This window comes from Piscibacillus salipiscarius (assembly GCF_042685285.1).
GTDB classification, from domain to species: domain Bacteria; phylum Bacillota; class Bacilli; order Bacillales; family Alkalibacillaceae; genus Piscibacillus; species Piscibacillus salipiscarius.
Window position 1 is genome coordinate 69,296 of sequence record NZ_JBHUMZ010000025.1, and the last position, 22,194, is coordinate 91,489.

Sequence of the window (22,194 nt, forward strand, 5' to 3'; positions counted from 1 at the left end):
TATAGAAATACAAAATAAAAAAGCGTCCGCGGACGCTTTTTCACCGACTTACTGCAGCCTTTTTAATGGACTGAAAAATTGAGACAAGATCCTCAATCATGATGCTTGCTGTTGGGTACTTACCTGCTCCTGGCCCTTGAAAAACTAAGTCTCCTGTTAAATCACCTGTCACCACAATCGCGTTATCGACTCCTTCTATGGCATACAACTTGTGTGATTCACCTACAGAAACTGGCCGGACTTCAGCCTCGACCTGCCCTTGATCATCAACTACAAGACTGCCAACATGCTTGATGCGCTCACCACGAACCGATGCTTGACTGATGTCAGCAGGAGTTATGTCACTAATCCCAGAGCATCGCACTAGATCCCAGTCAATTTTCCTTCCAGTTAATAACTCTAATAAAATCACAACCTTAAACAGCACATCAAATCCCTCAACATCATTTGCCGGGTCAGCTTCTGCATATCCTAAACGTTGAGCCTGCAGCAATGCCTCTTCTAATGACACCTGATCTTCTCGCATTTTCGTCAAAATATAATTCATCGTTCCGTTCAAAATCGCTTCAACCTTCACAACTTGATTGAATCTAAGTAATTGCTTAAGAGCTCCAATAATCGGTACGCCGCCCGCAACAGTCGCTTCAAAGCACACCTTTACTCCCCTCTTTTCAGCTAGCTGCCTCAATTCAAAGCCTTTATTTGCAAAAAGCTCCTTGTTCGCCGTCACGACATAAAGTCCAGCTTCAATCGCCCTTCTCAAATACGTATAACCAGGCTCTACATTAACTATGGCTTCGATCACTACATCCAATTCAGGCAATCTTAAAATCTCACTGAAGTCATCAGTAACTAGAACGTCATCATGAATTGTTCGGCTTTTCCCAACATCTTTAACCAAAACTGCATCCACGCGAACTGGTCCCCCAAGAAGTTGCTCAAGCAGATCTTGCTTGGTCTCTATCAACTCATAAACGCCACTACCCACCGTTCCAAAACCCAAAATAGCGACTTTAATCGGACGCATCACGCCTTCACGAATTCCTTATTAGATGTTTCACCAGTCGCAATCTCAATCGCCTGTTCGAGGTCACCCAACAAATCATCGATATGCTCAATTCCAACAGATAAACGGATAAGATCTTCAGTTACACCAGTTGATTTAATTTCTTCTTCACTTAATTGTTGGTGAGTTGTGCTCGCAGGATGGATAATTAAGCTTTTCGCATCGCCGACATTTGCTAAGTGTGACCATAACTCTACGTTATTGATGACCTCTGCTCCTGCTTCGCGGCCTCCTTTAATGCCAAACACCACGACTGAACCTGCACCTTTAGGGAGATATTTATTCACGAGTTCAGAAGAATGGTGGCTTTCTTGCTCAGGATATAACACCCAGTCAACACCAGGGTGTGCTTCTAAATACTCGACTACCATACGTGTATTGGCGACATGCTCCTTTAAACGAACATGCAATGTCTCAATCCCAAGTGCAATTTGAAAAGCATTATAAGGACTTAGTGCTGCACCAGTATCACGCAGTAACTGAACACGTGCTTTTGTAATAAAAGCCGCTTCAGGTAAGGCCTCAGCATACACAATTCCGTTATAGCTCGGGTCTGGCTGAGTAAATCCTGGGAATTTATCTGTGTTCCAGTCAAATTTACCGCCATCAACTATAATTCCACCTAGGGTCGTGCCATTACCTCCAAGCCATTTCGTCGCTGAGTGAACGACAATGTCTGCTCCAAAATCAAACGGGCGACATAAATATGGCGTCGCAAATGTATTATCGACAATTAACGGCACTCCAGCTTCATGTGCAATCTCAGCCACTCTTTCAATATCCAAAACCGTAAGTCCTGGATTTCCGATTGTTTCTGCAAAAATAGCCTTCGTCTTAGGTGTGATCGCTTCTTTAAAATTCTCAGGGTCTTTCGGGTCCACAAAATGCGTTTTAATCCCATGCTTCGGTAACGTCGTTGAAAACAAATTATAAGTACCACCATATAATGTTGACGCCGAAACAATTTCGTCGCCCACTTCTGCGATGTTAAAAATAGCTGTTGAGATCGCTGCCATCCCGCTTGATAGTGCCAATGCACCCACACCGCCTTCAAGCTGAGCTACACGTTCCTCCAAAGCTCCTACCGTCGGATTTCCAATACGCGTGTAAATAAAACCTTGCTCTTTTAACGCAAACAAATCAGCCGCATGGTCGGTATTATTAAATTGATAAGAGTTCGTTTGATAAATAGGCAGCGCTCTTGAACCCGTCGCTGGGTCTGCCTCTAACCCTCCGTGAATGCTCACTGTTTCTAATCGATATTTTTTCTCCTCAGTCATTTACAATCGCTCCTTTTTTGTATTTAAACGGCTTTTGCCATCAATGATGATAATTTGTCTTGAACAAATGGTCCCCACTTTTCAAATTCAACTAAAAACCCATCGTGACCAAACATCGTATCTACTTCACAGAATTCAGCATAACCCCCAGCATCTTCAATATCCATGACAAACCTTTTTAACTCATCTGGCGGGTAAAGTAAGTCATTTGAAAAGCCTAACGCAAAGACTGGAACGTCATAGCGTTGTATCGCATTTTGATAACTACCTCGGCCTCTTGTAATATCATGACTGTTCATGACGTCGAGTAATCTCAAATAACTATAAGGGTTAAATTTCTTTGCTAATTTTTCCCCTTGATGGTCTAAGTAAGATTCAACATCAAACTCACCTTCTACCTGACTTCTCGCAAACCTTTTACTAAATAATTCATTTGATCGATATGTCACCATTCCGACCATTCTCGCCAAGCTCAAACCATTTTCAGGTTGGCTGCTATTCTTAAGGTCATATTTGATAGCTTGCTTAGCAATGTGATTAAACGCAATCGCATAGTCGCTAAACGTTGGGGTGACCGCAATTGGAAATATCGCATCCATAAAATCTGGGTACATAAGTCCCCATTCTAATACTTGCATACCACCAAGCGAGCCGCCGATTACAGCCTTTAAGTGATCAATGCCTAACATGTTAAGCGCAACAAATTGAACTTCTACTAAATTTCTTACCGTTAATGATGGAAAATTATTTTGGTATGGTTCACCATCTGCTCCTACGGAACCTGGCCCAGTAGAACCATCGCATCCGCCTAACACATTAAATGCTATGACCTGATAATAACGAGTATCAATATATCCGCCTTCATGAATTAACCCTCTCCACCATCCAGGCTTCGAATCTGTACCCACCGCAAATTGATTACCGGTTAATGCGTGGCAAACTAGAATAGTTGGTGCATTTTCAGGACCACTTCTTTCATAAGCAAGCTCAACCTCACGAAACTGCTCACCATTTTCTAAACTAAAGTTCGGAATAGTTACCGTTCCTGTTTGATACCTCATAACCATCCCTCCTTCCAAACCTTTTTAAGAAACTAAAAAAGCCTCCCTGCTTTGAGCAGAGAGGCCAGAATATACGACATCTAATATAATGGTCCCTCTCATCTATCAAAGCACACTTGCTTTGCAGGAATTAGCACCTTTCAAACCGCTGTTTGAAGGTTGCCGGGCGTCATCGGGCCAGTCCCTCAGCCACTCTGGATAAGAGTTTTAAAAATTATTAAATTTTGAATTAATTGATATCTTAGCACGGTCCTATCAAGCTGTCAATATAAATTATTATGTTAAAAGAATATTCCGTTAAGTTATTTTTATTCCTATATTTTAATGAAAATCAGGATCAATATATTTCCCATAATCGGGAACGGCGATTTGATCAAAGTTACGCACGAGTTGATTAAGTTTGTCTGTCAATTCTTGACCGTATACCGGAACACCATGCCCCGTGACTGCAATGGTTGGGTGCAGCTTAGATAATTTAATGATAGATTCTTTAGCGGCCTTCCAGTCTGTTGTTAAATAACGCGGCGGACCACTAAACTCTTGCTCTTGCATCATAACATCGAATAAATTTTCCTGTTTCACCGTCACGAACGCATCACCCACAATTAAAGCACCATCTTCATCCCTAAAAAAGGACACATGACCTGGTGAATGGCCTGGCGTATGAATCCAACTGAACCCGTCCATATAAGGGACTGTGCCATTCTTCGGAAGTGGCTCAACATGTTTACCCAGATTGACAGGTTCATTCGGGAAAAAAGGTGACATTTTCGCTACTAACCCGCCTTCAACTGAAGCATCTGGTTCAGGGTAACTCTTCTGCCCAGTTAGGTATGGTATCTCAAGTGGATGAGCATAGACTGGAACCTCCCACTTTTCAATCAGCTCAATAATAGCTCCTACATGGTCAAAATGTCCGTGAGTAAGAATGATCGCATTTGGCTTAGCGCCTTCTCCGTATCTCTTTTCAACAATTTGAATAATATCATCTGAAGAATTCGGCATCCCCGCATCGACTAATACAAATGAATCTTTACTACCCACAATAGCGATATTCACGATTTGAATTGTATGGCAGTATAAATCCGGAAGTAACTCCACTCCCTTTCCGCTACCAATTGATGTTGCAGGAATAAACTTATAATCAGAACCATAATTCATCTCACGATCCATCACATCAACCTCCTTAAATATTAGTATGAACGATATTTAATGAACTATGAAAAAGAGGAAAAAATTGACTAATGGTCGAATACTATTCTATGAAAGGAGAGATTAGGCATGATTAAAACCCCGATCAAAAATAAAGTGAATGTTGTGTTTATCCCTGTTGAAGATGTCGTAAAAGCCCAAGAGTGGTATTCTAAGTACCTTGGTTTAAGTGAGGGTGAATTTCATCAAGGTCACCTATTTGTTGCAGAAATGGAGGGAACTGGTGTGATCCTTGACTCTATGCCAGCGTGGCGTGAAGAGGGTGAAGCCTTACCAATTCTAAAAGCACCTGTTATTCAATTCGCAACAGATGATATTCATGAATCGTATGAATTTATGAAAGAGAATGGTATTGAACTAGTCACAGATGTTCAATTTGACCAATTTTTTGTTTTTAAAGATTTAGACGGCAACTTGTTGATGGTTTGTCAGGATTAATTAGAGAGGCAGCATTTTCACTCGAAAATGCTGTTTTTTAATTTTCTAGGACACTGTTATAAACGTAAGTTTTCTTTCTATGAACGGTTTTTCCCTTTCCATAAACGTAACTTTCTTTCCTATGAACGGTTCTCTGCTTACTATGAACGTAACTTGGGATTCTATAAACGTAGCTCCTAGATCTATGAACGGATTTCTTCCTTCTATGAACGTAACTTCCCTTTTTATAAATAAATTACAAGAGGACTTAGATTCCTAAGCCCTCTTGCATAGCAGTGAATGTTAAATCAGTTGAAGGAATCTTTTTCTCTTTTTACAACCGACTAAATGTTTAGAGGGACCATTTTAATTTACGAAAATGAGAGGGATTCACGTACTTGCCGTCTTGGAGGAGGACGACTGCAGAACCAGGGAAGTGATAGCTCATTTGAATTCACCCGTTACCTCACATCATAGTGCCCATATAGGGTGATTGGTGAGGATTAGCTGTATCTAACAATTCTATTTACTGCTTGTTTTATCATATTAATTTTTATAGAAACGAACAGTGCACTTGTCAGGTAGTTAATAAAAATGTACGAATTACCATAGTTCAATCTTTTGACAACCCCCAATCGTAATGATTATCGTTATAATTGAAGGTATAAAAGGAGGAACTATTATGGCATTCGTCATTACAAGTCCTTGCCAAACAGAAAAAGCAGCAGAGTGCGTGGAAGTATGTCCCGTAGACTGCATTGAAGAAGGTAAGGATCAATTTTACATAGACCCTGATGTATGTATTAACTGCGGCGCGTGCGTGTCTGCATGCCCAGTCGCAGCCATCGTCGAAGACTTTGACCTTATGCCAGGGGAAGAAAAATATTTAAAAGAAGCTGAAGAATTTTTCAAAAGCTAAAGAGGCTGGGATAAAACATGTCTTAACCTAGAAGAAGACGAATATTTGGGTAAAGTACTCCTAATATTCGTCTTTATTTTTTTAGCTAACTCAAAATAACACTAATACTCATTTGTTTTCTGTCCCACCTATTTGTTAAAGAGTTTTAAACAATTAAATTGAAAAAAACTTTGTTAACGATATTTTTCGCCCATTCAGGTGCCATTCATTGTATTGATCTAATACTAACCTTGCATCTCCATTGTGCCTATCTACCAATTGTTTTACAGCTAAAAAACTTCGCCAATAATCATACATTATACTCGTTAAACTGCCCTCATATGATTTAGCACCAAAATCATCTAATGAGTGCCCTCCATATTGATCTGAGAAAACTTCTACTAACTTGCCTTCAATATTTACAAACTGATCAAATTCTTCTTCTGAAAACAAAAATTTACGAGGTAAGTACTCACACATACCCTCCTCAAACCAAATACTATCATCACGTTCATCATCAAATTCATCAGGAAATAAATCAATATGGTGAGTTAATTCATGTGCTAGTATGGCTAAAACATGCTTTTCAGATATTGTTTTATAATAACGACGAACCTCTGGTAAATTCTTATCTTTTAATTGATCTAGGAATAGACGTTTCCATTCCTCCAAATCAGGAGCAAAGTAAATTATATCCCTATTGGTATATGCAGGAATCGGAATTTGTGAAAATGTTTCTGTCGCAAGTTCAGTTGTTGTCCAGACAATTGCTTTCGGTAACTCTTTTAAATGATATTCTGCTTCTAATTTAAATTGATAAGGCTTAAGTAAATCCTTCATTCTCTGAGTCATTTTCTCATACTTCTCATAATCACTAACACGTTCATAGGCATAAACTTGTTTCACATTTACCCTCCTCTACCAACTAAAATATCTACATCCACTGTCACTTCTTTTAATTCAAGGTCTACTCGTTCATTTAAATTCCAAGTTAAAGGTGTCATCTTTAATAAAAACGGAACTAATTCAGCAGAAATAGGTGCTTGATAAGTAAGTCTCTCTTCTTGGATATCACATAAGCTCTCTTTGAACCGCTTCTTTGTCTCTTCATTGCTATATTCCTCATTGTTGTAAAAAGCTTCGCGTAACTCTTTTAAATATCCACTGTTCGGAAAAACTTTTATTACGAACCCATCATCTGATAACAAGCGTTTAAACTCACCATAATTAGCTGGAGATAAAATATTAAGCACGACATCAAAACTAGAATCTTTAAATGGCACTTGAGCTAAATCTCCGACACACCAGATCGCATCAAGATGATATTTCGAAGCCGTCATCACACCCTCTTTGGCAATATCAAGCCCTGCTCGAATCATATCGTGGTTAACTAGCTCCGTGATCTTTGCCAAATGTGAGCCCTCTCCGCAGCCTAAATCGATTACCGATTGACGCTGCCCAATCAATTCAGAGATCTTATCATGCAATGGCTTGTACACACCGTGCTGAATGAATTGATAACGAGCTTCGAACAGATCCTTATCATACTTCGTGTGAACAGGCTGCGTCATCATGTTGATGTAGCCTTTCTTTGCAATATCGAAAGAATGATTTTGTTTACACACAATATGGTTGTCATCAACTACCATTGAAGCAGCGCAAATCGGACAGCTAAATAACTGCTCACTATTTTTCATGTAAGATTTAAAACGATCGACTTTCTTCACTTAAAACACTCCATTATGTCTCTTCTGCGGTTACATAGCGGTCTCTTCCTGCTCCAAGTCCAGCTAAGAACATTGCTGTCGCTATTAAAATAAACAGGATTAAAGATGGTGTCCATGAACTAAACACGTCAAAAATGACCCCCACCGTAAATGGGCCAACTGCCGCTAACAAATAACCAATTGATTGCGCCATACCGGATAAATTGGCTGCCTGCTTAGCATCTCTCGCTCGCAGGCTCAATAAGGCTAGAGATAATGCGATACTTGCACCTTGAGACGCTCCTGCAAACAGAATGCTTACGGATAGAACAGCAATATGATTTCCAAATAATAATAACGTAAGACCTAAAATATATGATAGACTTAAGACAATGATTATGCCCCTTTGATTTGGGTACCGATCGGCTAGATATGGCGCCAAAAATGCAGTCGGTAATCCTGCAATTTGCATAATCGACACCATCCAGCCCGCAATCGATATATCTATTCCACGACTAACGAGAATCTCTGGAAGCCATGCAATTAGGCAATAAAATAAGAACGACTGTAGCCCCATAAACAGTGTTACTTGCCAAGCAACCTTTGATTTTAATAACGAATCTTTCGCAGGGTTCGGTTTAACCACTTCATCTGCCTGACCCTTTTTACGTAGTTGGGGGATCCATGCTAGAAGAGCGATAATAGTAAATATACCCCAAAACAATAGCCCGTTCTTCCAGCCTAAATCTAATCCATGGGCTAATGGCACACTAATACCAGAACCTAAGCTAGCCATAAAGTTCATCGACAATGTGTATGCCCCCGTAATGAGCCCTACCCTCACAAATGTATTTTTGACAATACCAGGCAAAAGAACATTACAAATCGCAATACCAGCACCGACTAATAACGTTCCGAAAAATAAAAAACCAATGACAGTAGTGGGTCTAATCGTAATTCCAATTCCTAATAATATGAGTCCCATAAAAACGGTCCATTCATTTCCAAAACGCTGAGCAATTTTTGGAGCTAGAGGTGATAATAACGCGAAAGCAAGCAGAGGAACCGTTGTAAGCAGCCCTGCTGCTCCGTTAGACATACCTGTATCCATACGTATATCACTAATCACAGGGCCGACTGCGGTAATAGATGGCCTTAAATTAAATGCTACCAATACAATTCCTGCAATTAAGATCACATACCTTAACTTATTGTGGTTTAGTCCCATAGATTTCTCCTCGTTCTTATTTCTCTTTTAATAAGTTTATCATAACTACTTCATATTGATTTTATTGAAAATGCTTGTTAATTATTCGATGCTAATTCTTGAGTTCACATCAAAACTATTGTTACATTAAATTAAATCCTTATTAGGAGTGTGCTTTATGGAAAAAACATTGGATCATATAGGCGTTGCTGTTAGACATTTAGATGATTCGATTGAGTTTTATACCAAAGTCCTTGGTGCTGAACTAATCGACCGTTACCGAAGTGAGAAAGTCGGAGTTGAAAGTGAAATTGCTGTGATGAATGTTAACGGGACAACAACTGAACTTTTATCTCCGACCAATAATACAACGTCACCTATTGCTCGGTTCATTAAACAAAAAGGGAAAGGTGTTCACCACATCGCTTATCGTGTAAACCACTTAGACCAAGCCATTGAAGAACTAAACAAACAAGGAATTAGAGTGATGGAAGAAACGCGGCGCATAAACAAGCACGGAAGACGACTTATTTATTTAAACCCTGCTGATACAGGCGGGACAATTATCGAATATTGTGATTATCCAAATCTAAGAGGTGAAAATGATGCTAAAGAAAATTAATCTAAAAACCGACAAGCATGACCAAATGATTGACGTGACACACGAGGTTGAGCAGTTTGTTAAAGAACAAGGTGTCAAAGATGGTGCTGTTATCGTGTATTGTGCTCACACCACTGGAGGTATCACGATTAACGAAAACGCTGATCCCGATGTAAAAACGGACATGTTAAGACGTTTTGATGAAGTTTATCCTTGGAATCACAAGCTAGACCTTCATATGGAAGGCAATACAGCTGCGCATATGAAAGCTAGCACAGTTGGCGCTTCTCAGCATGTTATTGTTGAAAATGGCGAGCTCATTCTCGGAACCTGGCAAGGCATTTATTTTTGTGAGTTTGACGGACCGCGCAACAGACATTTCTATGTAAAAATAATATAAAACGCTTGGGGGAACTTCCCCAAGCGCTTATTTTAACTCGTAGTTTGTTAGTTCTCTGGCGAGTTTCAATGCTCCCTCGCGGTTTTGAGCAGGAGCTGCAATGACCTGGCCATCGTCACTTGTCCAGGATTCATCAGGAGAATACGTAATGACGATCTCCTCAAAATTATCTTTTACAAAAATCTCCCCTACAAGTCCGATATCTGACCCATAATAGAATAAGGTTCCGGACTCTTCTCCGCTGTTTCGGTAATCAATTAGAGCCTCAGCTTCTTTCTCAGGAATTTTAGTTTCAGTGCCCTGTATATTAAAATAGCCTTCATATACAGCGCCACCAAACAATGTTTGTTTTAATTCCCCATCGAGTTCAATTCGTACGTCTTCTGACTGATCATTGCCTAACTGTAAATGAATACCTTCTAATGTTTGATTAAAATCTTTTGGTTGTGTATACCAAATTGTAAACGCAGTAAACCCGATCAGTAAGACGGCACCGCCAATTAAAGCACCTCTTGCCACCACTTTACCTTCTCGAAAGTCAATCTCCTTTTCCTTTTCCTGCAGTTTACTTTCAACCGCCATATTGAAAAGGTAATTTAAAATAACAGCCATGATTGTTAAAATAAGAAACTTGCGCCACAACGTGCTAAATGTATAAGGATCGAAATGACTGAGAAGTAGAAATGTCGCCGTTGTCATCACGAGCAACATTAAACTTGTTCTGTCAAACTGCTTCCATTTCGATATGTATTTAATGCCCGTCATGATTAAAACAAGCACGACAGCTAATAAAAATACACTTGATAAATCTGAAACTGATAGCCTTAAAAAGCTCACACAAACACCTACTTCGTTAAAGTTTCATTCTCATCATAGCATATCATGATATACTACAAAAAAAGGAAGAAGTAGGAGGGTATCAATGTTTAATATTAAACCCGAAAATAAACGGCGTATGATTGAACAAATTCAAACTTATTTTTATGAAGAACGTGGAGATGAAATTGGTGAAATCGCGGCAGAAAGTTTTCTCGAATTTATGACGGAGGAGTTAGGGCCACACTTTTATAATAAAGGCATTGAAGATGCAAAAAACTTAGTTGAACAAAAAGTGATGAATATAGATGAAGACCTACTAGCATTAGAACGCCCAATTAAATAAAAGCCAACAGGGTAGTTGGCTTTTATTCTTCATTATGGCCTTCACGATCATCTTTTTTCTCATGCTTTTGATCCCAATTCGGTACAAAACCATTCGCTTCTAGTTTTTCATAATGCTTCACTAAGTAACTGATGACATGATCTCCTTTTTCTTTTGAAATTACACCAAAGTCAACGTATTTTTGTATAATCTCCTTCTCTTTTTCTAATACTTCATTTTGTAGAGACGCCATCTCTTCCTGCTGCTCTTCCGTTAACTCAGACTTTTCAACTGGATCGGGTTCAGCTGATACAACACCAAATACTCCAATAGCTATTACCGCAACAGTCAAAACACTAAACCAAAGTTTCTTCATGTTAACAACTTCCTTTCATGTAAGGTATCATTCGTTAACATGTTCAATATTGTCTTATTTATCCATTACAATTACATGACAAAAGCAGGGAACGAGTCCCTGCCTTTATATTAATGAATTTGTGGTTGTTGGTTTTGCTTTTGCTGTTGCCCCTGTTGTGCTTGCTGCGCTAATGCTCCCATAGGGTTTTGCTGATTTTGCGTTTGTTTTTGTTGCTGAGCTGCTCCGCCCTGTTGTTTTTGACCCATTTGACCTTGTTGATTCATCATATTCGTTAGCATTGGTAAAAAGCTCTGCAATTGACCACCGCGACCGGTCATCATGCTATAAGCTGCAGCTCCAATTCCAATTGATGCAATCATCGGAAGCCATTCTATATTCTTCATGCGCATTTGCATTGACTTACACCCCTTTTCATATACATGATCATTATTAGTTTGGTTCTAAAAGGGATGAGTATGTTTAACAATTGCTTCCACTATACTAAAGCCTTCAGGTTTTCATAAAAACGTTTAAGTTCAGGTAAATAAATATGATCAATATCATTAACTAATTCATTTGCCAATTCATCATTATGAATAAAAATAGTTAAATTCCTACGGTTCTGCGCCTTAAACCATACCCGTTCATTTTCAATTAAGCCAAGTTTAGCCATCTCTTTGATCGACTCCCTCGGTGTTTCTACGGCAACTTCTTTAGCTTCTAAATACGAATAGATCACTTTATTCGCATGCTCCATAGCCATTTCAAAAAAATGTATGTACCCCGCGATCTCAAGTTCACTATCTAACATCTCTTGACTATGCTCGTTCAGACGGTTAAACACTTTTTCATAGTTCTCAAAAAATTGCTTCCACCGTATTTCTTTACTGTCTTCCATAGGAAAAGCTCCTTATTATAAGTCTTCTATCTATATTAAAACAAAGATTAAAGGATTCGTCATATATTTGTCGAAATATATAACAAATATAATTCGGAGGTTTACCATGCTAAAACGACATAAAGTATTGTTTAATCAGCTTAAATCTTATAGAGAAGAGTTGTTGTCACTCGTGAGTGATGTCTCAGAAAAAGAGGCTGACATCACCCCAAAAGGTTTTAACAACAGCATTCGCTGGAATTTAGGGCATGTTTACTTAGACCAATACATGTGGATTAAAGTGTTGACGAAAGACAATCTATATCCTGATCATTACAACGGTTGGTTTGGATTCGGGACAAGCCCGAATGATTTTAGCGCTGAGACCCCATCTTTTTCACATTTAAAACAACTATTAAGCGAGCAAACTCAAAAAATTATAGACCTCTATGGTAACCGTCTAGAAGAAAAATTTCCACCAACCGAAATGGGAATGTTTACAATTGAACAGGCCTTGATCAGAACTATTTTTCATGAAGGCATGCACATTCAAGCTATTAATGATTTGAAAAAATTTATTCGTTATTAACAATATTGGGAAGTGCTAGAAATGAAGCCACTATTAAAAAACCGTTCTTTCACATCTATTTGGTTTGGCAATGGTATATCAGAACTTGGTGGACAATTCGGGACGTTCTGCATGTCCATCTTGGTGTATCGCCTTACAGAATCCACATTGGCTTTAGGTAGCATATGGATTTTATATTATTTATCATCCTTAACGTTACAGCTTATCATTGGGCCTTACATTGATAGGTGGAGTCGGAAATGGATTATGGTCCTCACCCAGTGGTCAAGGGGACTTATTTTCATCTTTCCGCTAATTGTTTTATCTACGGGGCACCTAGAAGTGTGGCACTTATATCTGGTTCAATTCATCATTGGAATCATTACCCCTCTATATATACCTGCGAATCAAGCAATCACTCCAACGATTGTATCTAGAGAACAACTACAAACTGCAAATGGCTATTTAGAAAGTACCATTAGAGTCATGACGGTTGTGGCACCCATAACTGCCGGGTTAGTTGTTCAATACTTGAGTGCTGAAATCACATTGGCAATGGTTAGTACTTTGTTATTTTTAAGCGGATTTCTTATTTTGCGCGTTCAAGAAAAAAGAGGTCCTCGAGATATTCGCAAACCATGGATTCAAGAGTTTATAGAAGGTACTTCATACTTTTTCAGACAAAAAATCATTTTATGGCTAAATATTTTCTTAGCATTTGTTCAATTTGGTGTTGGCGTCACCATTGTTATTACGATCCCTTATATTACAGATGTTCTCGCTGGTAATGAGCTTCATTACGGGTTATTTTTAGCCGGATTTCCACTAGGATATGTAATTGGGGCATTATTAATTAACTATTTCAAAATAAATAGCAGAAGACTCATGATGCTTGGTGCCTTATTTGTCGGAGGCTTAACGTTTATTGCACTTGGGTTCAACCATAGTATTTGGTTTGCGATTTTCACTGAAAGTATTGGCGGAATAATGATTGCTATTTTTAGCATACATAACATCACCTTATTACAACTAGCCGTCCCGGACCGACTTATGGGAAAGGTGGGATCTGTGCGTATGTTAATTGTCCGAGGAGCTGTATTGTTAGGGCTGTTTATAGGTGGAATTTTGAGCGAATTATATGGCATCAGACCAATGTACTTTATGATTGGTGGGATTATTTGTGCTACCTCTTTCTTTGGTATTTCACTTCCGTACTTTAAGTTTATAGATGAAAAAATAACGGAAGACCAAATCGCCTCTTAATGTTTAATTAAAATTAAGAGTGGCAATATATCTATAAAACCTTTTAAGGAGGATTTTAGATGAGCCACGAAAAATATGCTGATGTCATTAACGTTTTACATGAATGTATGGAGGCATGTAACCATTGTTACACAGCCTGCCTACAGGAACCTGACTTAGAACATATGATTGAATGTGTAAGATTAGACCGAGAATGTGCTGATATTTGTTCAAACTTTGAACAAGCCTTAACATTAGATACGAAATTCGTTAAGGAATACGCACAATTATGTGCAGCTGTATGCCGTGCGTGTGGTGATGAATGTGCTAAACATGATCATGACCACTGCCAGAAGTGTGCAGACGCATGTCATAGATGTGCTCAAGAATGTGAGAAACTAGCATCATAACAGTAAAGCTCCAGTGGGTTCCCACTGGAGCTTAATTTAATCTTCTCTACCTTGTGCTCGATCAATCGTACCTTCATGATACCCATCCGAGACTTGTTCATGTGTTTCTGCTAACCCTTGTTCTATTTGGGTTTCACCTTCATAGTCCGAAGGCTCATAATTCTTCTCAGCAACTTTATTCTCTTCCTGCTTCTTTTTCTTATGTGACATGCTTAACCTCCATTCACCTTTTCCCTTAGTATGAACAGAAATTAAGAATTAACACTTAAGCGGACTTTTTCGTGTCATATTCTAAATGGGTTTCCCAATAATAAATTTGAGGCAATCTATAATAAATCCAGTATTCTTTAAGGACCATACCACCAACAAATGTGACCATTTGCCAATCAATATTCCTGAGCATCGCACCCTCTCCTTTGTAAGAATTTATGTTGGAAAGAGGTTGTACTATTCGCTTTTAAGTCGTTCAGATTAACTTAAACAACAGATTGAGTTATCATAAATTATGATACAAAGAAAGTTAAACAAAAACTTGAAAGGTTTGGTTTTTACATATGAAACAATATCGCATAGACCCTAGTAATGGTCTTGAGTTTGGATTGTATACATTGGGCGATCACTTACCTAATCCACAAACGGGTGAACGAATTTCTGCACAACAGCGAATTCACGAAATCATTGAGTTAGCTCAACTGGCTGAACAAGCCGGGCTCGACTTTTTTAGTGTCGGTGAGAGCCACCAGGATTTCTTCACGACCCAGGCGCACACAGTCGTGTTATCGGCAATTGCTCAGGCTACTGAAAAAATCAAAATCTCTAGTTCGTCAACTATCATTAGTACTCTTGATCCTGTCCGCGCGTATGAAGACTTTGCAACGCTTGACCTTATTTCAAAAGGCCGTGCTGAGATTGTGGCTGGGCGAGCGTCACGTGTAGGGAACTTTGAGCTTTTAGGGTACAGCTTAAGAGACTATGAAGATTTGTTTGAGGAAAAATTTGACCTACTAGTAAACATAAATGAAAACGAAGTCGTTAATTGGGAAGGAAAGTATCGTGCTCCGCTTCGTAATGCACGCGTGCTTCCTCGACCACAAGACGGCTCGATGCCAATTTGGCGTGCAGTAGGGGGTACACCTGCAAGCGCAAGGAAAGCAGGTTATGCGGGCGTACCGATGTACTTAGCTCATTTAGGAGGTCCAGCAACAATTTTTAAACGTTCAATTGACGCATATCGAGACGCATTAGAATCAAGTGGTTATAACCCTGCTGAGTTTCCAGTATCGACGGCTGGTTTTTTCTATACTGCTGAAACAACGCAGCAAGCTCAACGCGAGACGTACCCTCACATTAATGAAGGCATGAAACGTACAAACGGCCAAGGCTTCCCTAAACAGCATTTCGCTCAAGGCGCAGACCCACGCGATGTCATGAATATTGGTAGCCCACAAGAAGTCATTGAAAAAATTCTTTACCAACATGAACTCTTCGGCCATCAACGCTATATCGCACAGATGGATTTTGGTGGGGTGACGTTCGATAAACTAAAGCGTAACATTGATACGATCGGATCTGAGGTACTACCAGCCATTCGTAAGTACACGAAGAAGTAAGGAGGATTATAGATGAAGATTGTAGCTCTATCAGGCTCTATTGTCGGGTCAAAAACCCGAACAGCCATGGATTATACGGTTAAATTGTTAAGTGAAAAGTATCCTAGTCATAAGGTGACGTTGATTGACCTGGCTGATTATGACATTCAGTTTAGTGACGGACGTAACTATCTCGAGTATGAAGGTGATACAGGTTACGTCACAAAAACGATCATGGAAGCAGATGCGATTATCATAGGAACGCCCATTTTCCAAGCATCAATACCTGCAACTCTGAAAAATATCTTTGACCTACTACCCGTTAATGCGTTCCGTGACAAAGTCGTCAGCATGCTCGCAACGGCCGGATCTTCTAAGCATTTTTTGATATTAGAAAATCAACTAAAGCCGATTCTTGGTTATATGAAAGCTCAAATCGTTCAGTCCTACGTTTTTATTGAGCAGGAAGATTTTCAGCGAAAAGAAATTGTGAATCATGATGTCCTATTCCGCATCGAGCGTCTAGTTGATGACACAGTAGTGTTAACCGAAACCTACCAACGCATCCGAGAAGAAGAAGATGCTAAATACGATTTTTAAAAAGGAAAGGCTTTTGCGCTTAGACGCAAAGCCTTCTTTTATTATATCTAACCTATTTTTGAAATTATCTACCCCAGTTTCAAATATATCTACCGTGAAATTTGTCGACGGGGTAAAAAACTCGTTTTTATCTACCGTTTTTCTGAGTTTATCTAACCCAATTATTTTTCCTTAGGATTGCGGTATTTCTTCTCAGTTTGGGATGTGCTTTGGCTGTTCTTCTTGTCTTTCGTATTCTTCTCTTCTATTTCTAAGTCTTTTAGTGGAATCTCGTCGGTCAGCTGCTGATCTTTGAACTTGTGCAGTTCACTACGTTCTTCTTCATAGGCGCTCTGTCGCTTGTTATCCACTGTGTCTTTCTTTTTTAAGTCCTTTTTGTTTTTATCGCTCATAGCATCACCACCTAAATTAAGACTTTTAACTTGTTTACCTGAATTGACTATAATTAAACATACTAAAATATGATATAATAGCTTAAATACCATTTATTGGGAGGTCTGAAATGAAAGAAAATGTGACTCTGGCTTGGATTGCTATTTGGTTTGCGACTGTTGGGCAGTTATTATTCTTTGTTGGGCTATCCATTTACACTGGTGAGTGGGGTTATGCTATTTGGAGTTTCTGGGTAGCGGTTGTAATTGGGATCCCTACATCCATCAACACCTGGAAGGCACATATAAGGACGAAAAAGGAGCAAGGTTAATTTAACCATTGCTCCTTTTCACAGGTTCAAATTCAAACAACTTCCCTTCATAGATCAGATCTAGACGGTCGCTTTTGCGAAAATCCTCTGGTGTTACCATGGCCGGAAGCTTATCCCAAAGGTTTATACTTGACCGCTTTAATACTTCCGCTACAAACTGCGAACAAAAATACGAATTGCTAAATTCAATCGGTTCCTTAATTGACACGCCAACCACACCTAGGAAGTTATATAAAAACTTATCGTTCTTCCTGATAAACACATTTAAAATCCGTTTCATCTTTTCAATTTCGCGATCAGTCACACTTAATTTATAAATCACACAGGTCGTCTCAGGGTAATAACTATACGTCCCCGTTAACACATCTTCTTTGACAAAACCGCCATGAAGTGGGTTTCTAGGATTCTTGCGCCCAAAGCTATACATTTCTTTAAGCTCCGAATCAAACGCGATGGATGCGTGATTGTAAGGGGCTCTGGTATAGGATTTTATTAGATTCGTGAATAACGTCCCCGTATCTGATAGCACAATATACACCTGTTGCTCACTCATCGTATCCCTCTTTCAAAATATTATAAAAAATTCTTACTTTTCATTATATACGATATACTGTAAGATGAATGCAGCTTTTAAGAATAGAGGTGAACCTCTTATGACTGAAACCGTATGGACCTTATCAATTTTGTTAATCGCCCTACTCTCAGCGTCCACAGCTTTATATTTTGTCAAAAAGAAGCAAGCGCACAAAGATTTCACAGCGATTCAAGCACGAGTCAAAACTTGGTGGGGAATGCTTGTGGTTTTTAGTTTTGCAACATTATTCAATCCAATCGTTTCTCTAATCTCAATTATGATTTTATGTTTATTTGCCTTAAGAGAGTACTTTTCGATGATGAAAACTAGAAAATCTGATCGCCGTTTGTTCTTATGGACTTACCTTGTTATCCCGCTTCAATTTTATTGGATTTATATCGGTTGGTATGGCATGTTTATCGTCTTTATTCCTGTTTATGTATTCTTATTTCTACCATTACCACGGATTCTCGGTAAAGGGACATTGGGATTCTTACAATCAGTGAGCTTCACTCAATGGGGTCTGATGTTAATGGTGTTCGGCCTTAGCCATTTAGCTTATTACCCAATTGCTTCACCTGAACTTGGACCCAATCTTGTTTTATTCCTCATTATTCTTACCCAGATTAATGATGTGGTTCAGTATATCGTTTCCATTTACTTAGGTAAACGCAAGGTCGTCCCTACGGCTCATCCCTACATTACGTGGGAAGGATTCTTGGCATCAATAACCATTACGACCATTGTGTCCTATTATTTATACCCTTACTTAACCACGTTTGATTTGACCTTCGGGATTTTATCTGGCGTCATCATTGGGATTGCTGGATTTTTAGGTGGCGTGACAATCTCATTTTTAAAACGTGATTTACTCATAGCAGATCACGAAAAACAAGAGTCCCTCAAGGACAAATATCTTAGCCGTGTTGATAGTCTAACCTATACGTCCCCTGTCTTTTTCCATGTTGTCAGATACTTTTTTGACTTTATGTAGAATCAGGTAGCAGCCACATGCTACCTGTTTATTTTTAACCTCTGCGGGCTTTTTGAATCGATTCTCTTAATGAGACCTCTAGCTTCTAAATCCAATTTGACAGCCGTGCAGTACCAAGAAGGTGACCCATCAAAACTATCTTTTACAGCAGTCAATACTTCTTTTGATAACTCTTTAAACGTAATTCCTTCATGTTTTTCTATAACTGACAAAATGACATCTTTAATTTGATTGTACTTCTCTTTGTCGATGGATTGCATATGTTTGTCTGAATTCGGGTGTTGTAACTTAATTCTATTACCCATATCATCACCTCTAGGTTTATTTTACCAGATTCTATTCTATTTATTTCACTAAAAATACTATAAAGGTCCACTTCAAAAATAAGAGATTTCATATAATATTATGGTAACAAAACTTAATTAATAAGGAGGGATGATATGAAATTGTATTTAGATCCTGGTCATGGTGGCACCGATTCTGGGGCAACAGGTTACGGTTTACTTGAGAAAAATGTGAACCTTGATATCGCAAGACGAATTCAAAATCTGTTAACTCATAACTTTGAAAATGTAGATATTTTGATGAGCCGAAACAGTGATGAAACTAAATCACTTAATGCGCGCTCGAATGAGGCCAATGCTTGGGGAGCTGATTTCTATCTATCCATTCACTGTAATGCCTATAACGGAAACGCCCAAGGTTATGAAGATTACATTCACAGCAGTCTTTCCGATTCATCCCAAACTGCTCAGTATCGTGATATCATTCATGAAGAGATTATTCAATTGAATAGATTAGTTAACCGAGGTAAAAAGAAAGCAAATTTCCACGTTCTTAGGGAAACTACCATGCATGCCATGCTGACGGAAAATGGGTTCATTGACCACCCAGAAGACAACAAACTTATAGCGGACGAGAATTGGCGTCAAGATGTTGCCCAAGGACACGTCAACGGACTAGCAAAAGCCTTTAACTTAAAACGAAAAGAACAAGACTCAGGTGAAACAATATACAAAGTCATTGCAGGTGCTTTTCAGACACGCGACAATGCCGAAAACCGCGTGGAATACCTTCAAAACCAAGGGATTGACTCTTTTATCACAACAGTTACAATATCAGGAACAACTTGGTATCGCGTTCAAGCAGGCGCCTTTTCTATTAGGGAAAATGCCGAAGCTCGCTTAGAAGAAGTAAAAAATGCTGGTATTCAAGATGCTTACATCTTAACAGAAGGTGAAGTCGATCAAACTCCAAAAGAAAAACCATCCGGTTACTCCATTCAAGGAAATACCTTTCTATCTCCTGAACTAATGCAACGTTTCGTAAAGGAAATCAATCAAGATGCTCCAAACCTTGCTAACTACTATCTCAACTTAGGTAAAAAATATAATATCCGCGGGGACATTGCTTTTGCCCAGGCTATTCATGAAACAGATTACTTTAGGTTTACCGGCGTCGTGAAGCCTGATCAAAATAACTACGCTGGAATTGGTGCAACTGGACCAGATAATCCTGGAGCAAGCTTTGACTCCCCTGAACAAGGCGTCAGAGCTCACATTCAGCACTTGTATGCCTATGCTTCTACCAAACCTTTACCAAAAGGCGAAAAACTAGTCGATCCACGATTCGATTTAGTCACAAGAGGAAGCGCTCCAACTTGGATTGGTCTGAACGGTAAATGGGCAGTTCCTGGTGACAATTATGGCCAGATGATTTTAACGATTTATCAGAAAATGATAGACTTCTCGGTCAATGAGCTTAATCAGATTAGAAATAAGTTATCGAAATAGATATGTAAAAGCTGAGAATTAAAAAAGTTCTCAGCTTTTTCTATTAAGTGCTAGACCAATTTAAAGAAGTTATACTACCTCTAACATTAAATAACTGAATCGGATTCATTGTATTCAGGTCTACATACCACATCGAATTAGCGAAACTTTCTTCTGTACAACCTGCTAAGTAGATTAGACTTTGAGCATTCGGTGACCATCTTATAGGGGTAGAAAAACAATTAGAAGTAGATTTTATTAAATCATTTCCTCCTCTGCTCCCCACGGTTTTAATTTGTGAATAATAACCTTGTTCGTCATCGAAAGCAGTAGCACTATAAGCAAGTTGCGATGAATCTGGCGACCACACAGGATTATAATCTTTTGCCAGTGGTCCACCTGAAATACCAAATATATTGCCTGTGTCTAATTCGAGCGTATGAATAATGGATATACTTGCACCTGGTGAAGTAAATAAAGCCAATGTTCCATTCGGAGATAATCTTAAAAAGTTTACTGGGGCCTGTTGATTTGTAAACTGAACTTCATTACTGCCATCTATATTAATTTTATACATTTGTCTCATTCCGCCTGCATCCAATGCTGAGAATAAAAGCTCTTCACCATTCGGATACCATTGAACGTCTCTAGGTAGCTGATTATTAATCATTTTTGCCTGATGACTTAACGTGTTATATAAAACAATTTGATTACCTTTTGTATAAGCAATTGTATGATGATCATTAGACCAATCTATTGTTAAAACATCATCTTGACTTAATTGATCAATCTGCGATAATTGTCCATTTAATAGATTTAGCACGAACACAACATAATTGAGTCCAATAAATGCTATTTTCATGCCGTCTGGAGACCAAGAAGGGACTGTGAAGGTATCTGCCAATTGATTGGTTAATCCTTGATGCGTTCCATTAGCTGGATGGTATAGCCACAAATCATAGGAACCTCCATGGTTAGAATTATATGCAATTAACCCTCCCCCTCCAGGAGGTGCATAGGGAACGACTAATTGCATCCCTGGAAAAATTGTTGTATTTGCTAATTGATTGACTACTTGTAATAAAGGGAAATTAATCGACTGATTTGTCCTAACATTATATCTTCTAGCAATCTGATACAATGTATCTCCAGGTTGAACAGTGTAATACGGGAGTCCTGGCGGGATTATTAAGCGTTGTTCTGGAAAAATGGTATAAGGTGGCCGTAGTTGATTAAGGTTGATAACAGATTGCGGATCCACCCCATACATTTGAGATATACTATAAATGGTGTTTCCACTTCTGACACGATGTGAAAGAAATGGCTTTGGAATCGAAAGCTGCTGACCAATTATTAAATTATTTATGTTTGCGATATTATTCGCAGATGATAACTGACCAATTGTAAGGCCAAAACGTCTCGCTAACCGGGATAAGGTATCTCCTCTTTTGACCGTATAAAAATGTTGAACAGGGGCATTAATCATATTCACTCCTCCCTGCCAACACTATATTCTCT

The 22,194-nt window shown here is 38.9% G+C and carries 29 protein-coding genes, 1 pseudogene and 1 riboswitch; of the genes and pseudogenes, 13 read left to right on the forward strand and 17 right to left on the reverse strand.

Going from position 1 to position 22,194, the window contains the following annotated elements:
* Positions 1-40: 40 nt before the first annotated feature.
* The 4 genes from ACFSW4_RS11650 to ACFSW4_RS11665 form a co-directional block, all read right to left on the reverse strand.
* Positions 41-1,027: a homoserine dehydrogenase gene (locus ACFSW4_RS11650; RefSeq protein WP_377329452.1), complete on the reverse strand. Its 987-nt coding sequence runs from the start codon at positions 1,025-1,027 to the stop codon at positions 41-43.
* Positions 1,027-2,346: an O-acetylhomoserine aminocarboxypropyltransferase/cysteine synthase family protein gene (locus ACFSW4_RS11655; RefSeq protein ID WP_377329454.1), complete on the reverse strand. Its 1,320-nt coding sequence runs from the start codon at positions 2,344-2,346 to the stop codon at positions 1,027-1,029. The genes ACFSW4_RS11650 and ACFSW4_RS11655 overlap by 1 nt, the downstream gene beginning before the upstream one ends.
* 23 nt (positions 2,347-2,369) lie before the next feature.
* Positions 2,370-3,407: a homoserine O-acetyltransferase MetX gene (gene metX, locus ACFSW4_RS11660; protein WP_377329456.1), complete on the reverse strand. Its 1,038-nt coding sequence runs from the start codon at positions 3,405-3,407 to the stop codon at positions 2,370-2,372.
* 95 nt (positions 3,408-3,502) lie between these two features.
* Positions 3,503-3,612, reverse strand: a riboswitch (SAM riboswitch).
* A gap of 116 nt (positions 3,613-3,728) precedes the next feature.
* Positions 3,729-4,580: an MBL fold metallo-hydrolase gene (locus ACFSW4_RS11665; protein WP_054754634.1), complete on the reverse strand. Its 852-nt coding sequence runs from the start codon at positions 4,578-4,580 to the stop codon at positions 3,729-3,731.
* 108 nt (positions 4,581-4,688) lie between these two features.
* Between ACFSW4_RS11665 and ACFSW4_RS11670 the strand changes: the two genes are divergently transcribed.
* Both ACFSW4_RS11670 and ACFSW4_RS11675 read left to right on the forward strand, forming a co-directional pair.
* A complete protein-coding gene (locus ACFSW4_RS11670; RefSeq protein ID WP_377329458.1) occupies positions 4,689-5,057 on the forward strand; it encodes a VOC family protein in 369 nt (122 codons plus the stop codon).
* Positions 5,058-5,718: 661 nt separating this feature from the next.
* Positions 5,719-5,955, forward strand: coding sequence for a DUF362 domain-containing protein (locus ACFSW4_RS11675; protein ID WP_054754635.1), 237 nt, complete (start codon positions 5,719-5,721; stop codon positions 5,953-5,955).
* Between the two features lie 153 nt (positions 5,956-6,108).
* Here the strand turns inward: ACFSW4_RS11675 and ACFSW4_RS11680 are convergent, their stop codons facing one another.
* Genes ACFSW4_RS11680 through ACFSW4_RS11690 form a run of 3 tightly spaced genes read right to left on the reverse strand, consistent with a single transcriptional unit; the run spans position 6,109 to position 8,868 of the window.
* A complete protein-coding gene (locus ACFSW4_RS11680; RefSeq protein ID WP_054754636.1) occupies positions 6,109-6,840 on the reverse strand; it encodes a hypothetical protein in 732 nt (243 codons plus the stop codon).
* A 2-nt stretch (positions 6,841-6,842) separates the two neighbouring features.
* Positions 6,843-7,661, reverse strand: a complete 819-nt coding sequence (locus tag ACFSW4_RS11685) for a putative RNA methyltransferase (protein WP_279401885.1) — start codon at positions 7,659-7,661, stop codon at positions 6,843-6,845.
* 13 nt (positions 7,662-7,674) lie between these two features.
* Positions 7,675-8,868 (reverse strand): CynX/NimT family MFS transporter, encoded by a 1,194-nt coding sequence (locus tag ACFSW4_RS11690; protein ID WP_377329460.1) that lies wholly within the window; start codon positions 8,866-8,868, stop codon positions 7,675-7,677.
* 157 nt (positions 8,869-9,025) lie between these two features.
* Between ACFSW4_RS11690 and ACFSW4_RS11695 the strand changes: the two genes are divergently transcribed.
* Together ACFSW4_RS11695 and ACFSW4_RS11700 are read left to right on the forward strand one after the other, a co-directional pair.
* Entirely contained in the window at positions 9,026-9,469 is a 444-nt protein-coding gene (locus ACFSW4_RS11695) for a VOC family protein (RefSeq protein WP_377329462.1), read from the forward strand.
* A complete protein-coding gene (locus ACFSW4_RS11700; protein ID WP_377329464.1) occupies positions 9,453-9,848 on the forward strand; it encodes a secondary thiamine-phosphate synthase enzyme YjbQ in 396 nt (131 codons plus the stop codon). The genes ACFSW4_RS11695 and ACFSW4_RS11700 overlap by 17 nt, the downstream gene beginning before the upstream one ends.
* A 27-nt stretch (positions 9,849-9,875) precedes the next feature.
* On the opposite strand, the gene ACFSW4_RS11705 is transcribed toward ACFSW4_RS11700, so the two are convergent.
* Positions 9,876-10,685: a hypothetical protein gene (locus ACFSW4_RS11705; RefSeq protein ID WP_054754637.1), complete on the reverse strand. Its 810-nt coding sequence runs from the start codon at positions 10,683-10,685 to the stop codon at positions 9,876-9,878.
* An 85-nt stretch (positions 10,686-10,770) separates the two neighbouring features.
* On the opposite strand from ACFSW4_RS11705, the gene ACFSW4_RS11710 reads away from it, so the two are divergent.
* On the forward strand, positions 10,771-11,010 hold the full coding sequence (locus tag ACFSW4_RS11710) for a DUF2164 domain-containing protein (protein ID WP_377329466.1): 240 nt from the start codon (positions 10,771-10,773) through the stop codon (positions 11,008-11,010).
* A gap of 22 nt (positions 11,011-11,032) precedes the next feature.
* Here the strand turns inward: ACFSW4_RS11710 and ACFSW4_RS11715 are convergent, their stop codons facing one another.
* From ACFSW4_RS11715 to ACFSW4_RS11725, 3 genes are all read right to left on the reverse strand, one after another.
* Positions 11,033-11,365 (reverse strand): YckD family protein, encoded by a 333-nt coding sequence (locus tag ACFSW4_RS11715; protein ID WP_054754639.1) that lies wholly within the window; start codon positions 11,363-11,365, stop codon positions 11,033-11,035.
* 110 nt (positions 11,366-11,475) lie between these two features.
* Complete coding sequence (locus ACFSW4_RS11720; protein WP_054754640.1) at positions 11,476-11,763, reverse strand: hypothetical protein; 288 nt, start codon at positions 11,761-11,763, stop codon at positions 11,476-11,478.
* 80 nt (positions 11,764-11,843) lie between these two features.
* Positions 11,844-12,245, reverse strand: coding sequence for an HI0074 family nucleotidyltransferase substrate-binding subunit (locus ACFSW4_RS11725; protein ID WP_377329468.1), 402 nt, complete (start codon positions 12,243-12,245; stop codon positions 11,844-11,846).
* A gap of 106 nt (positions 12,246-12,351) precedes the next feature.
* Between ACFSW4_RS11725 and ACFSW4_RS11730 the strand changes: the two genes are divergently transcribed.
* From ACFSW4_RS11730 to ACFSW4_RS11740, 3 genes are read left to right on the forward strand one after another with little or no spacing between them, the layout of a single operon-like run.
* On the forward strand, positions 12,352-12,813 hold the full coding sequence (locus ACFSW4_RS11730) for a DinB family protein (RefSeq protein WP_377329470.1): 462 nt from the start codon (positions 12,352-12,354) through the stop codon (positions 12,811-12,813).
* Positions 12,814-12,834: 21 nt separating this feature from the next.
* A complete protein-coding gene (locus ACFSW4_RS11735) occupies positions 12,835-14,055 on the forward strand; it encodes an MFS transporter (RefSeq protein ID WP_377329472.1) in 1,221 nt (406 codons plus the stop codon).
* Between the two features lie 59 nt (positions 14,056-14,114).
* Positions 14,115-14,444 (forward strand): four-helix bundle copper-binding protein, encoded by a 330-nt coding sequence (locus ACFSW4_RS11740; RefSeq protein ID WP_377329474.1) that lies wholly within the window; start codon positions 14,115-14,117, stop codon positions 14,442-14,444.
* Between the two features lie 36 nt (positions 14,445-14,480).
* Here the strand turns inward: ACFSW4_RS11740 and ACFSW4_RS11745 are convergent.
* Together ACFSW4_RS11745 and ACFSW4_RS11750 are read right to left on the reverse strand one after the other, a co-directional pair.
* Positions 14,481-14,687 (reverse strand): annotated as a pseudogene (locus ACFSW4_RS11745) (DUF4025 domain-containing protein); the annotation flags it as partial.
* A gap of 22 nt (positions 14,688-14,709) precedes the next feature.
* Positions 14,710-14,847 (reverse strand): hypothetical protein, encoded by a 138-nt coding sequence (locus tag ACFSW4_RS11750; protein ID WP_279401886.1) that lies wholly within the window; start codon positions 14,845-14,847, stop codon positions 14,710-14,712.
* Between the two features lie 151 nt (positions 14,848-14,998).
* On the opposite strand from ACFSW4_RS11750, the gene ACFSW4_RS11755 reads away from it, so the two are divergent.
* The gene (locus ACFSW4_RS11755) at positions 14,999-16,054 is read left to right on the forward strand and encodes an LLM class flavin-dependent oxidoreductase (RefSeq protein ID WP_377329476.1); all 1,056 of its coding nucleotides are present in this window, start codon (positions 14,999-15,001) and stop codon (positions 16,052-16,054) included.
* Positions 16,055-16,066: 12 nt separating this feature from the next.
* Positions 16,067-16,633: an NADPH-dependent FMN reductase gene (locus ACFSW4_RS11760; protein WP_054754643.1), complete on the forward strand. Its 567-nt coding sequence runs from the start codon at positions 16,067-16,069 to the stop codon at positions 16,631-16,633.
* A gap of 161 nt (positions 16,634-16,794) precedes the next feature.
* Here ACFSW4_RS11760 and ACFSW4_RS11765 read toward each other — a convergent pair whose 3' ends face one another.
* A complete protein-coding gene (locus ACFSW4_RS11765; protein WP_377329478.1) occupies positions 16,795-17,025 on the reverse strand; it encodes a hypothetical protein in 231 nt (76 codons plus the stop codon).
* 110 nt (positions 17,026-17,135) lie between these two features.
* On the opposite strand from ACFSW4_RS11765, the gene ACFSW4_RS11770 reads away from it, so the two are divergent.
* Positions 17,136-17,336 carry a hypothetical protein gene (locus tag ACFSW4_RS11770; RefSeq protein WP_054754645.1) on the forward strand — a complete coding sequence of 67 codons (201 nt, stop codon included), beginning with the start codon at positions 17,136-17,138 and terminating at the stop codon, positions 17,334-17,336.
* 1 nt (position 17,337) lies between these two features.
* Here ACFSW4_RS11770 and ACFSW4_RS11775 read toward each other — a convergent pair whose 3' ends face one another.
* A complete protein-coding gene (locus tag ACFSW4_RS11775) occupies positions 17,338-17,889 on the reverse strand; it encodes a hypothetical protein (RefSeq protein WP_054754646.1) in 552 nt (183 codons plus the stop codon).
* A 100-nt stretch (positions 17,890-17,989) separates the two neighbouring features.
* Here ACFSW4_RS11775 and ACFSW4_RS11780 point away from each other — a divergent pair, with 100 nt between their 5' ends.
* Complete coding sequence (locus tag ACFSW4_RS11780) at positions 17,990-18,904, forward strand: phosphatidate cytidylyltransferase (protein WP_377329480.1); 915 nt, start codon at positions 17,990-17,992, stop codon at positions 18,902-18,904.
* Positions 18,905-18,924: 20 nt separating this feature from the next.
* Here ACFSW4_RS11780 and ACFSW4_RS11785 read toward each other — a convergent pair whose 3' ends face one another.
* Complete coding sequence (locus ACFSW4_RS11785; protein WP_054754647.1) at positions 18,925-19,209, reverse strand: DUF6958 family protein; 285 nt, start codon at positions 19,207-19,209, stop codon at positions 18,925-18,927.
* 135 nt (positions 19,210-19,344) lie between these two features.
* On the opposite strand from ACFSW4_RS11785, the gene ACFSW4_RS11790 reads away from it, so the two are divergent.
* Positions 19,345-20,697, forward strand: a complete 1,353-nt coding sequence (locus tag ACFSW4_RS11790) for an N-acetylmuramoyl-L-alanine amidase (RefSeq protein ID WP_377329482.1) — start codon at positions 19,345-19,347, stop codon at positions 20,695-20,697.
* Between the two features lie 43 nt (positions 20,698-20,740).
* Here the strand turns inward: ACFSW4_RS11790 and ACFSW4_RS11795 are convergent, their stop codons facing one another.
* Positions 20,741-22,162, reverse strand: a complete 1,422-nt coding sequence (locus tag ACFSW4_RS11795; protein WP_054754648.1) for a LysM peptidoglycan-binding domain-containing protein — start codon at positions 22,160-22,162, stop codon at positions 20,741-20,743.
* Positions 22,163-22,194: the final 32 nt, after the last annotated feature.

Coding starts and splice junctions, on each gene's coding strand:
- ACFSW4_RS11795 (WP_054754648.1), bottom strand. CDS start 22,162: ATGATTAATGCCCCTGTTCAACATTTTTATACGGTCAAAAGAGGAGAT.
- ACFSW4_RS11765 (WP_377329478.1), bottom strand. CDS start 17,025: ATGAGCGATAAAAACAAAAAGGACTTAAAAAAGAAAGACACAGTGGAT.
- ACFSW4_RS11770 (WP_054754645.1), top strand. CDS start 17,136: ATGAAAGAAAATGTGACTCTGGCTTGGATTGCTATTTGGTTTGCGACT.
- ACFSW4_RS11675 (WP_054754635.1), top strand. CDS start 5,719: ATGGCATTCGTCATTACAAGTCCTTGCCAAACAGAAAAAGCAGCAGAG.
- ACFSW4_RS11725 (WP_377329468.1), bottom strand. CDS start 12,245: ATGGAAGACAGTAAAGAAATACGGTGGAAGCAATTTTTTGAGAACTAT.
- ACFSW4_RS11730 (WP_377329470.1), top strand. CDS start 12,352: ATGCTAAAACGACATAAAGTATTGTTTAATCAGCTTAAATCTTATAGA.
- ACFSW4_RS11700 (WP_377329464.1), top strand. CDS start 9,453: ATGCTAAAGAAAATTAATCTAAAAACCGACAAGCATGACCAAATGATT.
- metX (WP_377329456.1), bottom strand. CDS start 3,407: ATGAGGTATCAAACAGGAACGGTAACTATTCCGAACTTTAGTTTAGAA.
- ACFSW4_RS11735 (WP_377329472.1), top strand. CDS start 12,835: ATGAAGCCACTATTAAAAAACCGTTCTTTCACATCTATTTGGTTTGGC.
- ACFSW4_RS11720 (WP_054754640.1), bottom strand. CDS start 11,763: ATGCAAATGCGCATGAAGAATATAGAATGGCTTCCGATGATTGCATCA.
- ACFSW4_RS11710 (WP_377329466.1), top strand. CDS start 10,771: ATGTTTAATATTAAACCCGAAAATAAACGGCGTATGATTGAACAAATT.
- ACFSW4_RS11740 (WP_377329474.1), top strand. CDS start 14,115: ATGAGCCACGAAAAATATGCTGATGTCATTAACGTTTTACATGAATGT.
- ACFSW4_RS11715 (WP_054754639.1), bottom strand. CDS start 11,365: ATGAAGAAACTTTGGTTTAGTGTTTTGACTGTTGCGGTAATAGCTATT.
- ACFSW4_RS11785 (WP_054754647.1), bottom strand. CDS start 19,209: ATGGGTAATAGAATTAAGTTACAACACCCGAATTCAGACAAACATATG.
- ACFSW4_RS11760 (WP_054754643.1), top strand. CDS start 16,067: ATGAAGATTGTAGCTCTATCAGGCTCTATTGTCGGGTCAAAAACCCGA.
- ACFSW4_RS11790 (WP_377329482.1), top strand. CDS start 19,345: ATGAAATTGTATTTAGATCCTGGTCATGGTGGCACCGATTCTGGGGCA.
- ACFSW4_RS11695 (WP_377329462.1), top strand. CDS start 9,026: ATGGAAAAAACATTGGATCATATAGGCGTTGCTGTTAGACATTTAGAT.
- ACFSW4_RS11670 (WP_377329458.1), top strand. CDS start 4,689: ATGATTAAAACCCCGATCAAAAATAAAGTGAATGTTGTGTTTATCCCT.
- ACFSW4_RS11690 (WP_377329460.1), bottom strand. CDS start 8,868: ATGGGACTAAACCACAATAAGTTAAGGTATGTGATCTTAATTGCAGGA.
- ACFSW4_RS11780 (WP_377329480.1), top strand. CDS start 17,990: ATGACTGAAACCGTATGGACCTTATCAATTTTGTTAATCGCCCTACTC.
- ACFSW4_RS11775 (WP_054754646.1), bottom strand. CDS start 17,889: ATGAGTGAGCAACAGGTGTATATTGTGCTATCAGATACGGGGACGTTA.
- ACFSW4_RS11665 (WP_054754634.1), bottom strand. CDS start 4,580: ATGGATCGTGAGATGAATTATGGTTCTGATTATAAGTTTATTCCTGCA.
- ACFSW4_RS11655 (WP_377329454.1), bottom strand. CDS start 2,346: ATGACTGAGGAGAAAAAATATCGATTAGAAACAGTGAGCATTCACGGA.
- ACFSW4_RS11650 (WP_377329452.1), bottom strand. CDS start 1,027: ATGCGTCCGATTAAAGTCGCTATTTTGGGTTTTGGAACGGTGGGTAGT.
- ACFSW4_RS11755 (WP_377329476.1), top strand. CDS start 14,999: ATGAAACAATATCGCATAGACCCTAGTAATGGTCTTGAGTTTGGATTG.
- ACFSW4_RS11750 (WP_279401886.1), bottom strand. CDS start 14,847: ATGCTCAGGAATATTGATTGGCAAATGGTCACATTTGTTGGTGGTATG.